Origin of the sequence: Clostridium sp. 001, from assembly GCF_019056555.1 — a bacterium.
GTDB classification, from domain to species: domain Bacteria; phylum Bacillota; class Clostridia; order Clostridiales; family Clostridiaceae; genus Clostridium_B; species Clostridium_B ragsdalei.
In genome coordinates this window covers 294,136-309,239 of sequence record NZ_CP020473.1, presented here as the reverse complement: position 1 = coordinate 309,239, position 15,104 = coordinate 294,136, and the positions used below count along the sequence as shown (strand labels likewise).

7 protein-coding genes are annotated in these 15,104 nt (G+C 33.4%); all 7 read left to right on the top strand.

What is annotated here, in order from left to right; genetic code table 11:
• Positions 1-34: 34 nt before the first annotated feature.
• The 7 genes from B5S50_RS01365 to B5S50_RS01335 all read left to right on the top strand — a co-directional run bounded on the left by B5S50_RS01365 (position 35) and on the right by B5S50_RS01335 (position 15,104).
• Complete coding sequence (locus B5S50_RS01365; protein ID WP_065076654.1) at positions 35-1,219, top strand: MFS transporter; 1,185 nt, start codon at positions 35-37, stop codon at positions 1,217-1,219.
• A 53-nt stretch (positions 1,220-1,272) separates the two neighbouring features.
• On the top strand, positions 1,273-2,418 hold the full coding sequence (locus B5S50_RS01360) for a uroporphyrinogen decarboxylase family protein (protein WP_217302881.1): 1,146 nt from the start codon (positions 1,273-1,275) through the stop codon (positions 2,416-2,418).
• Positions 2,419-2,587: 169 nt separating this feature from the next.
• Complete coding sequence (locus tag B5S50_RS01355) at positions 2,588-3,949, top strand: MFS transporter (protein WP_217302880.1); 1,362 nt, start codon at positions 2,588-2,590, stop codon at positions 3,947-3,949.
• 561 nt (positions 3,950-4,510) lie between these two features.
• Positions 4,511-6,541, top strand: a complete 2,031-nt coding sequence (locus B5S50_RS01350; RefSeq protein ID WP_065076658.1) for a putative cobaltochelatase — start codon at positions 4,511-4,513, stop codon at positions 6,539-6,541.
• Between the two features lie 34 nt (positions 6,542-6,575).
• The gene (locus B5S50_RS01345) at positions 6,576-7,634 is read left to right on the top strand and encodes an ATP-binding protein (protein WP_065076659.1); all 1,059 of its coding nucleotides are present in this window, start codon (positions 6,576-6,578) and stop codon (positions 7,632-7,634) included.
• A 26-nt stretch (positions 7,635-7,660) separates the two neighbouring features.
• Positions 7,661-11,518 (top strand): cobaltochelatase subunit CobN, encoded by a 3,858-nt coding sequence (gene cobN, locus B5S50_RS01340; protein WP_065076660.1) that lies wholly within the window; start codon positions 7,661-7,663, stop codon positions 11,516-11,518.
• 52 nt (positions 11,519-11,570) lie between these two features.
• Complete coding sequence (locus B5S50_RS01335) at positions 11,571-15,104, top strand: cell wall-binding repeat-containing protein (protein ID WP_065076661.1); 3,534 nt, start codon at positions 11,571-11,573, stop codon at positions 15,102-15,104.

Here is a 15,104-nt window from a genome sequence, read left to right as displayed (position 1 = left end):
TTAAAATTATTATACAAAAAAGGAGCAAAAGAGTATGAGTGAAAAAAAATACGGTTTAACAGTAAAAATTGCTGTGTTAACTTTGGCAGCCATGTTATATACAACAAGTATGACCACACCAGCACTTGGCGAAATAGCAAAGGCATTTCCTAATGTAAGCGCCACTGAAGTTAAACAGATTTCGACTATACCGTCTTTGATGATGATTATATTTTCCTTGGTACCTGGTCAACTTGAGCGATTTATGTCCAAAAAGGCGGTAATATATTTATCGTTTATTCTAATGTTTATTGGAATCCTGCCTGCTTTCTTTGGGGGTATGACTTTAATATTATTTACTAGGGTTTTGTTTGGCGCTGGCCATGGAATGTTATTTCCTTATGCTGCATCTATGATAGCTTATTTATTTGAAGGCGAAGAAAGAGATGCACTAATGGGATATAAGACATCTGTAGGAGCTGTTTCTGGTATAATATTTCAGGTAGTTGGCGGTATTTTAGCCGTGTACAGTTGGAGATATGCTTTTCTTGGATTTTTGCTTATGATACCATCATATTTAATGGTAATGTTTATGCTTCCGGAACCAGAAAAAAAATCCGCTCAAACTGAAACATCAGTTTCAAAAGGAAAGGCGACGGTCAATACTTATATAATTGCGATATTAAATATGATATTAAATATGATGACATTTTCCTTTATGACAAATGTATCTATAGTTATGGTATCAGGTAAGATAGGAAATGCTGCTCAAGCTGGTTTTGTGCTTACATTATTTACTGTTGGTTCTTTTATTGCATCTATGATGTATGGCAGAATTATAACAAAAATATTTAAGAAATTCACTATTGTTCTTGGAGTTGGATTCCTAGGGTTATCATTTCTTTTACTAGTAAACGTAAACACATATTCAATGTTTTGTGTCGCAGGCGTTATTTATGGACTTGGTTTTGGAACTTTTAATCCGGAAATTGTTCTTAAAGTTATCAAAAGTTCATCAGCACCAGCAGCAATTTCAACAGGTATTCTTTTTGCACTTCAGGGTTTTGGACAATTTTTATCTCCGTTTGTGTTAACAGCTGTTACCAGAATGTTTGGAATTACTGGTCCAAAGGCAGCATGGCATATTGCTGCAGTAGGTGTTTTAGGTATTGCTGTAATTCTTTGTCTAGTATTAGTTTTTACAAAAACGGAGGAAAGATCATTTGCTGAAAAAAGGTAATAAATAGAACTATTTTAAAATAAATTTATATTTAAATTTGGGGGTGCAATAAAATGGTTCCACAAGAAATGACTGAAATATGTAACAAAAGAATGATGGCTGCTCTGAATATGGAAAAGCCAGATAGAATTCCAATATTGTTTTCTGGACACTGCTATTATAATTTTATAGATCCAACAATGGTTATGGCTGATTTCTGGAGAAGACCCAAGTTGGTAGATGAAAATCTTATAAAGGCTGCAGAGCTTCCTATACTGAAAGAAATAGATTCACCACCAATGGTTTCCCTTGGAATGCCAGCGGAAACTAAACATCAAAGTTTCGCAGCTAAGTGGTTTGCAAAAATGAAAGTACCTGGCCGTGAATTGCCCGAAAATGCACTCTGGCAAATTAGTGAACAGGGACCGATGACTGAAGAAGACTATGATACTATCATAAATAAAGGCTGGAATTATTTGAAACAGGAACTATTAAAAAGAATTGGATTTGATCCTGATGCACTGGCAAAACCAGATATAGATTATGGTAAAAAGCTGCAAGTAAAAGTAGCAGCTCTTGGTAAACAAAACATTGGCAGGGCAGGGGGAATGTTACCTTTCCCACCTTTTGAGGTGCTAAGTGGTGCGCGTAAATTGCCTAAGTTTTTTAGAGATTTGTATCGCATTCCAGATAAAGTAAGAGCTGCTTTAGATATCGTAGAGGATGAATGTGTAGAAGAATCGGCTAAATTGATAGATGCCATACCTGGTGAATATGGTTTCATTGGCGGAACTCGTGCTGGTTGTGACTTTATATCATCAAAGGTTTTTGAAAAATTCTACTTTCCATATTACAGAAAATTGGTACCTATGATGCATAAAAAGAATGTAAAAGCCTGGCTGCACATGGATGGAAATTGGGAATTGTTTCTACACTATTTTGCAGAATTTCCTAAGGCTTCATGTGTATGGGATCCTGACCATATAACCGACATTCGAAAAATTAAAGAAATACTAGGAGATAAAATGTGTATTACAGGCAACGTACCTCCGGCGCTTACGTCTGTTGGTACACCTGAAGATTGTTACAATTATGCCAGGGATCTTGTAGAATTATTTAAAGATGATGGTGGTTTTATTATGAATTCAGGCTGCAGTGTTCCACCAAATGCAAAGCGCGAGAATGTAGAAGCTGTTGTATTAGCAACATTAGGTAAATAGAGAAGGTTATAGAGTAAAGTATAAGTTGCATTATTATGTGATTTATACTTTACGTGTAATAAGAGTATCGGTGAATGCTTCTCTTATATAGGGAATCCTATTTATCCGATGACTACCCGCTCTAATACTCCAACGCATTCTGTTTATAATATCTTAGGAGGGGTATATTATGGAAAAAAAGAAGTCGGTTTATACTGTCAAATCTTTGCGTTATGGTGTAACAAATGGTTTTACAACAATGATGACAATGGTAACTACTACTTACTGGGCAATATTTTTAACTTCTGCAGTTGGGGTTGAAACAGCAATAATGGCAACAATTTTAACTTTTAGCAGTATTGTTGATATGATTTCAATACCTATATGCGGTATAGTACTTCAAAAAGGCAGGTTAAGGGGCGGCAAATTCCGTCCGTGGTTAATTATTGGCGGTGTACTTGCTGCTTTATTCCGCTGGTTAAGCTTCACAGATTTAGGTCTTACTGCATCAGGTAGGGCAATATGGTTTGCTGGTACTTACATTCTTGGATATGTATTTTTCAATTTGGCTTACTCGGCCTTTATGGGTATATTACCTCTTATGGCTAAGACTCCTGATGATAGAGTTTCATATTCAGCTTGTCGTGTAATGTGCAATTCAGCTGGGAAATTTTTATTTAGTTTAACTAGTGTTGGATTGATAGCGTTTTTTGGGAGAAATAGTGAGTCCACAGGTTATTCCATGTTTGCATTATTACTAAGTGTCATGGCTTTTTTAGGCTTTTTTCAGCTGTTCTTTGCGGCAAAAGAGTATGATGTTATTACCCCATTAGAAGATAAATCTGGAAAAGTTAAAGATCAATATGATGCATCAATATGGGAAATGATAAAATATACAATTTCAAAGCCTTTCCTTCTTTATCTTCTTGGTGCATCATGTAAAGGCACAATTTACTTCATTATTACAGGACTTGCGGCATATTATTATACGTATGTAACTGGTAGTAAATTAATGCTTACTACATTTTTATCTTTAAGCACATTTCTAATGATTTTTGGTTCCTTCATTACACCTTTTATAAGTAGACTAGCAAAAGGTTCACGTAATATGTACATTTTGGGTATGGCGATATATGGATTGTGCCTTGGATCTGCATACTTCTTTGGCAAAACAGCTGTATCTTTTACAGTTCTTATGTGCCTTGGATATATAGGCTATTCATTTTCACATGCAAGTGAATCAGCTTTATACTCAAATATTGTAGACTATACTAAGTGGAAAACTGGCAAGGATTTGAAGCCTTTCATGATGACATTGTTTTCACTTGTACCAAAGATAGGTACAACTGTAGGGAGTGCTGTTCTTGGTTTTGGACTTGTTGAGGTTGGTTTTCAAAAAAGTAATGTAACACCTCATGCAGTTAATGGAATTAGATTATTAATGAGTGGCATACCTGCTGTCTTATCAGTTATATGTATTATAGCACTGTTGTTATTTCCTCTTACAGATAAAAAGGTTATAGAGATGCAGGCTGATATGGTAAAGAAATAAGATTTTTAATAACCAGTGTAGTATTGTATGATATATAATTATCAATGAATCTTACTTAGTGGGAGTTCAGTTTCTCCCACTAAGTTTAGATGAATTATCTAGAGGCGTAGCTACTGTTATCTCCCACTTTTATAGAAAAGCAGATATCCCAAATCTTTGATTTGGTGATAGTCGCTTTCACAGAGTGCGTGGGAGTGTTACAGTAGGTAGCCATCAGATAAAAATACTTCAGCACAGTGGATTAGATGTGCTGAAGTATTTTTGTTTAGAAATAAATCCTAATTTATTAAAGGCTCATAATGGAACTAAGTCTCAATATGATGTAAAATTTTGTATCAAAATAGGAATAGTTATTATTTTTAAAAAAAATTACCATAAAGATTTCGTATATATTGGTTAACTTATGACATGAATAATCAATATGATATGAAATATTTTTATTTAAACAAATTGACATTGGCATAAAAAATGCTCTAAAAAACTAAATATATATAATTAAATATACAAGATTGTTATTAAATTGAAAAAGTGGCGGGAGAATTAGTAGAAAGGAGTAATTTTATGAGTGTATTTAAGCGGGTAGTTTATCCTTTTACTGCTATTATTGGACAAGAAAAAATGAAGAAAGCTCTGATTTTGAATGCCATTAATACAAACGTAGGTGGGGTTTTGATTTTTGGTGAAAAAGGTACAGCTAAATCTACTACAGTTAGATCACTGGCAGCATTATTGCCTGAAATAAATGTAGTAAAAGATTGCTTTTATAATTGTAATCCAGAAGATAAAAAACATCTTTGTGATAATTGTAAGGAGCATATAAATAATGGAGAGCTTCTTAAAACAGTGTCGAGAAAAATTCCAATTATAGAATTGCCTATTTCCACTACAGAAGATAGATTAATAGGAAGTTTAGATTTTGAGTATGCCATTAAAAATGGCAAGTGTAAATTTAGTCCTGGAATTTTAGGTGAAGCTAATAATGGAATTATATACATAGATGAAGTAAATTTATTAGATGATCGAATTGTAGATTTACTTTTAGATGCAGCAGCTATGGGAATAAATGTAGTAGAGAGAGAAAATATTTCATTTTCACATCCAGCACATTTTATACTCATAGGGACTATGAATCCTGAAGAAGGTGATTTAAGACCACAGTTGTTAGATCGTTTTGGAATTTGTGTGGAAGTAAAAGGAATTAAAGATCCTTTTGAGAGAATAAAAGTTATTAAAAATAGGGAGGCTTTTGATAAAGATCCTATAAGATTTAATGAAAAATATGTAAACGAAGAACAAGAATTAAGAGAAAAAATTATACAAGCTAAAAATTTTATTAATAAAGTTGTAATTTCAGATAAAATATTAAAGTTTATAGCTGAACTCTGTATGAAAGCTTTTGTTCAGGGACATAGAGCTGATATTTTTATGGAAGAGACAAGCCGTACGATTGCGGCATATTATGGGCATAAAGAAGTAACAGAAGAAGATGTAAAAGAAGCTTCTGAATTGGTATTATTACATAGAATAAAAAAGCCCTCTCAATCACAAAAGCAGCAAAAAAAGTCAGATAAAAATGATGATCATAAAAAAAATAAAGAAAATCAAGATCTTAAAAAGAATCGAGATGGCAATAAAAAAACATCATCTAGTAACAAAAACAATAAAACAAATCCTAATATAGATAATAAATTTTTTGATGGCAGTGACTTAGACCAAGATGGACAAGAATCTCAATCGTCCAGTGGAGATAAAAAGTTTGTTTTTTCTATAGGAAATCCTTTTCAAGTTAAATCCATAGCAAATGTCAGAGATAGAGTTATACGAAAAGGATCAGGAAGGCGTTCTTATACAAAGACATCTTCTAAGGTTGGTAGATATATAAAAAGTACAATTACTGACAATAATGATTTAGCAATAGATGCTACATTAAGGGCATCGGCACCCTATCAAATTTACAGATTTCATAAAGATGCCGCTGTAGCCATTGAATCCCATGATATAAGGTATAAACTTCGTGAAAAACATATAGGTAATTTTATATTATTTGTAGTAGATGCCAGTGGTTCAATGGGTGTACAAAAACGAATGATAGAAACTAAAGGCGCTATTTTATCGCTGCTTTTAGATACATATCAAAAAAGGGACAAAATAGGAATGATTGTTTTTAAAGATGATTCTGCAGAGGTTATTCTACCGCCTACAAGCAGTGTAGAATTAGCATATAAACTTTTAGAAAAAATGCCAACTGGGGGCAAAACACCATTATCTGCAGGACTTTATAAAGCATATAAATTATCTAAATTTGAGATCCTAAAAGACCCAGATATTTCACCTATCTTAGTAGTTATATCTGATGGAAAAGGAAATGTAAGTATGGGTGAAGACAAGCCACTTAATGAGGTGGAGAAGATTGCAGCTGATATAAAAGAAGATGAGAGAATTACTACTTTAGTCATAGATGTAGAAAAAGAAAATTTAGTAACCTTTGGATTGGCTAAAAAGTTATCACAAAATATTGGAGGAAAGTATTTCAAAATTGAGGACCTTAAGGCTAATAACTTGATTGAAGTTTTAAAAGAAAATATATGTTAGTTCAAAAATGAAAATAAGAAGGAGAAAATAAAAAATGAAAGATAAAAGAAATATATACCCTTTTTCTGCAATTGTAGGCCAGGATGAAATGAAAAAGGGATTGATTTTAAATGCCATTAATCCTAAGTTATCTGGAATATTAGTTCGAGGAGAAAAGGGAACTGCAAAGTCTACAGCAGTAAGGGCATTGGCAGATGTTCTTCCTGAAATTAGTGTAGTTGAAGATTGTCCTTTTAGCTGCGATCCTGATGATATTGCAAATATGTGTCCCAAATGCAGAGAACGTTTAAAAAAAGGTGAAGTTTTACCCGTAGTAAAAAGAAAAATGAGAGTTGTAGATTTACCTATATCTGCTACGGAAGATAAAGTAGTAGGTACTTTAGATATTGAAAAAGCTATTAAAAAAGGGGAAAAACATTTTGAACCGGGATTATTAGCTAAGGCCAATAGAGCTATTTTATATGTAGATGAAGTGAATTTGTTAGATGACCATATTGTAGATATACTTTTGGATTCAGCAGCTATGGGAGTTAATACTGTAGAAAGAGAAGGAGTTTCCTTTACCCACCCTGCTAATTTCATTTTAGTTGGTACAATGAATCCAGAAGAAGGAGAATTAAGGCCGCAGCTTTTAGACAGATTTGGATTTTGTGTAAATATTACAGGAATTAAAGATGTTGATTCGAGAATTGAAATAATAAAAAGAAGGTCAGCTTTTGAAGAAAATCCAGAAGAATTTGCTTTAAAGTGGAAAAATCAGCAGGATGAAATAAGGAAGAAAGTTATTGATGCCAGAAAATTACTCCCTAAAATACATATACCTGATGAAATACTTTATTTAATTGTTTCAATTTCCATAGAGATGGGAGTAGATGGTCATAGAGCGGATTTAATTATGATGAAGGCAGCTAAAACTATGGCAGCATTAAATGGTAGGGAAAAAATTACTCAAGAAGATGTACATAAATCAGCGGAGTTAACTTTGCGTCATAGAATGCGACGCAAACCTTTTGAAAAAGTAGGAATGGATGAAAATAAGCTGGAAGATGTGCTTGGAAAATTTACACATAATCGTGTACATATTCACAATTAAATAAGTTTCAGAAAAGGTGGGGGAATATGCATATAAAAAGAATTACTGTAATAATGTGGCATACTTATGCTAATGTTATGAAAAAAGCCAGGTTAAATGTCAATGACTTATTGGATATTAAGGTGTATTCAGCTAGGCTTTTAAATGAAGAAAAGGAAGATTTAACACAGGCACTTAAAGATATGGAAGAATCAGACTTAATTATGTTATATAGATCTTCTGAGCAAGTATGGGATGAAATAGAGCAAAAAATTAAAAATATTGATGTTCCTGTTATATGTAATGCTAGTGATTCAATACTTTGGTCACTTTCAAATGTGGATATGAAAATAGTAGCTAAATGTCAGACTTACATAGTTTATGGTGGAACAGAAAATTTTGTCAGAATGATTTATTATGTATGTTCTAAAGTGTTAGGTTTGAATTTAAAATATGAGGAGCCACTTAAGCTTCCATGGGAGGGAATTTATCATCCTGATGCAAAAAGATTTTTTTCCAATTTGAATGATTATTTTAAATGGTACTACAAAATTAAAGATGCGCCTACAATAGGAATGATTATATCTAGAGGCAACTGGGTAAATAATAATATAAATACGGAAAATAAAATCATAAGGCTTTTAGAAGCGAAAGGATATAATGTAATTCCTGCATTTTGTTATTCACTAAAAGATACTGAACTTGGTACTAGGAATGCAGGAGAGGTAGTAAAAGATTACTTTTTCGATGAAGAAGGCCATCCTATTATTGATGGTTTAGTAAAGATGACCTCTTTCTTTTTGACGTCCAGATCTAAAAGCAGTGATTATATTAGAGAAGAAGTTGCTTCAGAAGGAGTAAATTTATTAAAAAAATTAGATGTACCTGTTTTTCAGCCTGTAATATCATTTTATAACACTATAAAGGAGTGGGAGGAAAGTGAGCAGGGTTTAGATAGGGATGTTTCATGGTGTATATCCATGCCTGAATTTGAAGGGGTTATTGAACCAATTATTGTTGCAGCAGGAAAACAGGATGGCGACATTGAAACTAGAGAACCTATTTTAGAAAGGTGCAGCCACCTTGTAGATAGAATAGATAAGTGGATAAAGTTGTCGAAAAAGCCAGCTTCAGAAAGAAAAGTTGCCTTTATACTGCATAACAATCCCTGTGCTTCTGTAGAAGCTACTGTAGGATGCGGTTCGAATCTGGATACTTTAGAAAGTGTAGCTAGGATTATGCGGAGTATGAAAGACAATGATTATGAAGTATATCCTCCAGAAAACGGTAAAGAACTCATACATACAATTATGGACAGAAAAGCCATTTCTGAATTTAGATGGACTACAGCAGATGAAATTGTAAAAAAGGGTGGGGTACTGAAACTTGTGCCTGAATCAGAATATGAAAAGTGGTTTGATACATGGCCTGAAAACGTTAAACAAAAATTAATTGAAGCCTGGGGTAAGCCACCTGGAGAAAAAGTTAACGAAATACCTGCAGCTATGTTGTATGAAGGAAATATTATTGTTACAGGAATAAGTTATGGAAATGCTGTAGTTTGTGTACAGCCTAAAAGAGGATGTGCAGGCACAAGATGTGATGGACAGGTTTGTAAGATACTCCATGACCCTGATGTACCTCCAACACACCAGTATTTAGCCACATATAAATACCTTGAAAAAGATTTTGGGGCAGATGTTATGGTACATGTAGGAACTCATGGGAATCTTGAATTCTTACCTGGCAAAGGAGTGGGATTGTCTAACAGCTGTTATCCAGATATTGCAGTTGGAAATATTCCTCACCTGTATATATATAATTCAGATAACTCACCTGAAGGAACAATTGCTAAAAGACGCAGTTATGCAGTTTTGGTAGATCACATGCAGACTGTTACAATGCAGAGCGGACTTTATGACAAATTAGCACAGCTTGATAGTTATTTAGGAGAATATGAAAAGGCTAAAATAGGAGATCCTATGAGAACTCATATTTTGGAGCATAGTATTATTGAAGAAATTAAAAAATTAAATTTAGATAAACAAATAGATATAAATAATTATAAATCTTTCAGAGAAGTTATAGAGCAATCTCATGAAGTACTGACCATTATAAGGAATAGTTCTATAGAAGATGGACAGCATATTTTTGGAGAAGTGCCTGAAGGTGACAGAAGGGTAAAATTTATAAACTCCATATTGAAATTTGACAATGAAAATGATACTTCAATGCGTAAAGCAGTGACAAAAGTGATGGGATTAAATCTGGATTTTTTAAAAACTGATAAGAAAGGTTTTTGTGAGAAATATGGAAAATCAAATGGTGCGATTTTAGAAGAAATAAATTCTGTATGTATGGATTTTATAAAATTACTTCTTGGTGGACATAAGGTTGACGAAGTTTACGCAAAGAAAATCCTTAAAGATAAATTTATATGCAGTGAGGCTTTAGATGAAGTGAATATGCTTCTACCTAAGATTACAGATTTGAATAAAAGAATAGAAGAAAGCAGGGAAATTGAATCACTTTTATCAGGGGTTGATGGCAGGTATATACCTTCAGGACCTGCAGGACTTATAAATAGGGGTAGAGATGATGTACTTCCTACAGGAAGAAATTTTTATTCTCTTGATCCTTATAGAGTTCCTACAAAAGCCTCTTTTAAGGTAGGTATAAAGCTGACCGAAAAGGTAATAGAGAAGTATATGGAAGAAGAAGGACGTTATCCTGAGAATATAGCTGTTCAGTGGATGAGTAATGATATTATGTGGGCTGATGGTGAAGGATTATCTCAAATGCTTTATCTTATAGGAACTAAGCCAAAATGGAGTTTGAATGGGCGTGTGTGTGGTTTTGAAATAATACCTCTTGAAAAATTAAAAAGGCCTAGGATTGATTTAACTGTAAGAACATCTGGAATTATACGGGATAATTTTTCAAATTCTATAGAACTTTTAGATGAGGCTGTACAAGAAGTAGCTGCACTGGAAGAACCTGCTCAAAAAAATTTTGTACGAAAGCACACTCTTGAAAAATTAAATGGGAAATCAGATAAAGATTCATTTAGAAATGCTACTTTGCGTATATTTGCTTCTAAGCCAGGTACCTATGGTTCTGGAGTTAGTTTGGCTATTTATGCCTCAGCGTGGAAAGATGAAAAAGACCTGGCAGATGTTTTTGAATACTGGAATGGATATGCATACGGTAAGGAGTTTTTTGGCAAAGAAGCCTTTGGGCAGTTGAAGTCCAGTTTAAAATCGGTAGATATAACCTATAATAAAGTCGTTTCAGATGACCATGATCTTTTTGGATGCTGCTGCTACTTTGGCAATCAAGGAGGAATGACCGCAGCTGCAAAGATTGAATCAGGAAAAGATGTAAAGGCTTATTATGGAGATACTAGAGATCCTGAATATGTTGATGTGCGTACTCTAGCTGATGAAATAAGGAGAGTTGTAAGAAGTAAAATTTTAAATCCTAAATGGATTGAAGGACAAAAACGCCATGGATACAAAGGAGCTTCAGATATTTCAAAACGTATAGGAAAAATTTATGGATGGGAAGCAACCACAGGGCAGGTAGATGACTGGATTTTTGACGATATAACAAAAACTTTTATTTCTAATGAGGAAAATAGAGAATTCTTTAAAGAAAATAACCCCTGGGCTCTAGAAGAAATCGGACGCAGATTATTAGAAGCTGAAAATAGAGGCCTTTGGAAGTCAGATCCTAAAATGCTTAAAGATTTAAAAGAATACTATATAGAAATAGAAGGATGGATGGAAGAAAAAATGGGAGATGTTGAAGGTGATTTTCAAGGAGGTTCTGTTGATATATTTACTGCGGAAGAAGTAGGTGATTGGAAAGCTAAAATGGATGAAATAAAAGAAAAATTAAAATAGATGATCATACTAATTTGTTGAAATTATATAACAGACGGAGGGAAAATTACACATGAGAAAAAATACAAAAGTACTTGCAAGTGCTGCACTTATGTCCTTAGTTTTAACTACTGTACTATCAACTGTACATGTTAAAGCAGCAGCAGGACAAGTTACAAGAATAGGCGAAGCTAACAGATATGCAACTGCAGTTAAAGTTGCTGCAGCAAACTGGACAACTAGTGACAACGTAGTATTAGTATCAGGTGAAGGCTATGCAGATGCAGTAAATGCATCTGCACTGGCAAAAAAATTGAATGCACCAATACTTTTAACTACATCAAGATCATTAAATACTGATGCAGAAAGTGCACTAAGCACGCTAAAGGTTAAAAATGTATATGTAGTTGGTGGAAAGGCATCAGTTTCACAATCTGTAAGGGATGCGTTAAAAGCTAAATATACTTTAATAGAACTTGGTGGGGCTAATAGATATGAAACTAACGCGGCTGTAGCTGAAAAACTAGTTGAACTTGGAGTGAATCCAACTAATGTAATGATGGTTGGTGGCGAAGGGTTCTCAGATGCTATTTCAGTATCCCCAATTGCAGCCGCAAAAGGAGAAATTCTTTTATTAGGGAACAATAACGCTGACAGTATCAAACCTGTCCTGAATTTTATAAACAAAAACAAATCAAAGGTCACTGTAGTTGGAAATAAAAATGTTATAAACGATGAGGTATTAAACTCTGTTAATGGAACACGGGTTGATGGAGGAAAGAATAGATGGGATACTAATTTTAAAATTTTATCTGCATTTAAAGATGCTGTTAAAACAGATAAAGTATATATTGCATCTTCAAGCTGTAATGCAAAAGATGATGGATATGCAGATGCTTTAGTTGCATCCGCCTTAGCTGGAAAAACAGATTCACCTTTGGTGTTAATTGGCAGAGAAGGAACAGATGCTGAGAATAATGCTCTGGCATATATAAAAGCTAATGTAAGTAAAGCGGCAGATATAAATGTTATAGGTGGAACTAATGTTATTTCACAAACAATAGTAGATGATATAAATAAAACAGTAAGTACCAGTGAAGTTGAGACGGGGGAACCAACAGTTAAATCCATAGAAGCAGTTAGTCTCAACCAAATTGCGGTTCACTTTAATACAGCTGTCAACAGCGATTCAGTTGAAGATGTAACAAATTATAAAATAGATGGAGTGCAGTTAACTCGGGCAGATGATTATGGAAAGGCAGTAGATGAAAATAGTGCAGTAGCTACAGCTCCTGATGGTAAAACAGTTTTGATAACACTGGCAGCTCCAAGAAAACAAAATGACAACATAAAAGTTTCAGTTAAAAAAGGCATTTTAACTTCAGATAAGAAAAATAGTATAGCTGATTTTGCGCAGAATGTGACATTTTATGATACCCAGGCACCTGTATTAAAATCAGTAACAGCCCAGGGAAATGATCAAATAACTGTAGAGTTTTCAGAGCCTATTAATATGGGAAATATTAATAGGATAGCAAGTAAATTTCAAATTGATGGGAAAAATATAGAAGGCTATGGATTAGATAATAGTTCATCCTTAACTAAAATTAAGATTCCAATGATAGTAGGAGATAAAAACTGGTCAAAAAAAGTCGTATTCTATTTTGATTCTCCAATTGTAAGTGGAAAACATACACTAAAGGTTTCAGATGGAGATGGGGATGGACTTTTAAGCGATGCTGCAGGGTTTCCACTGAAAGAATCCAGAATGGATTTTCAAATAGATACAAATACAACTAAACCATCGATTAAATCTGTGAAAGAAACCGCAAATGGAGAAGTTTCCATTACATTTGATAGATCAATGGATTTAAAAACAGCTAAAGATAAATCAAATTATGAAATAAACGGTAAAAAGCTTTCTGATATAAAGGGATCATCCACTACAACCAGCAGTAAGGATACTATAGTAAAATTAAAAAAGATAACTGACGGTACAATTACAAATGGTTCAAATGTAGTGTATATAAACAGCAGTGTTAAAGATGTTTATGGAAATAAAGTTAGCGATGATACTAGAGTAAGCTTTGAACATGTTAGGGATAAAACAAAACCCCAGGTCATAAGTGTAAGCCCAATTGACAATAAAACTATCCGGGTACAATTTAATAAAAATGTAAAGTATTCTTATGCCACAAGTATATCAAATTACAAATTGAAAGACAGCAGAGGCATAAATATAACAGACCATATTGAAGGTATATATAATTCTAAAGACAAGACATATACAACTGATACAGATATCTATGATATCAAACTGAAAAAAAACAACCCAAATGATGCTAAGGATGATTGGAGATTGACAGCTTCAACATACAGCTTGACAATTAAAAATATTATAGATACAGAGTATAATCCAAATACGATGGATGATTACACGGTTTCTATGGTAGGGATTGACGATACAGCACCTAAGGTAACAGGAGTATACTACAAACAAAATAGTTCTGCAGGAAAAAATGAAGCAGTTGTTTACTTTAGTGAAGCTATGGATTCAGGGACTATTACAAATAAAGACAATTATAAATTCGTAAATGGAAAAGGTGATAATAAGACACTTCCGGGAAGCACAACTATATCCGCAGGAGGAGACAACAAAAGTGCTATAATAGAATTCCCATCAAATTATAAGGTAAAAACAGCTGATGTTGGGGATAGTATTAGTAATACTGGTATAGATACTGATGTACTTAAAATAATAGTTTCTAATGTAAAAGATGAAAGTGAAAATCCATTAGATATAGCGTATACAGGTGTAATATCGGAAAATTCAGCTGCAGCACAGGTAAAACCAAATACAATTAAGCTTTACTATGATGGAGATGACTTAAAGGCGGATGTTTATTTTGATAAATCTGTAGATAACATAAATGTAGGCGATTTTACTTTGGGTGGAGCAGCACCAACTAGTATAAGTGCTTCTGATGATAAAGTAACACTTACATTTGAAAAGGGGGATTTAGCTTCGGATAGTGAAAAAAATTCAGCTCCAGAAATAACTTTTTCTAATGGAAAAATAAATAAGAATCAAAATACAACTAAAATAGACCTTATAAAAGCTCAAGGACAAAAAGCATACCTTGGAATAAAATCAGGTGCTAAAACAACAGATGAAGCTGGCACCCCTATATCCAGCTTGCAGAATACATCAGGTACAAGCCAAAATACAATATATGATTATGAAGCTGCACCTAAGACTGCTGCAAATTACTGGACAGCAACAAAAGATAAAAATGGAGGAAATATTTATTTAACATTTGATACAGTACTTTGTAAAAACAGCGGTGTGAAGACAGATGATTTTATATTTATTGCTGAAGATGGAACAAATTTAGAAGCGGATTCGGTATCTGTAAATGGAAATACTGTTGAATTTACATTCAACAAGGATAATAAAAATATAGTATCGTTTTCTAATACAATTAAGGTATTACCTAAGAGTACAGTATCAATTGAAACTGAGAAGGATGCTGACGGTAATTATGCTAAATATGTACCATCAAGTGATGATTTAAAAGAGATAACTATAAATATAACAGCTCAATAA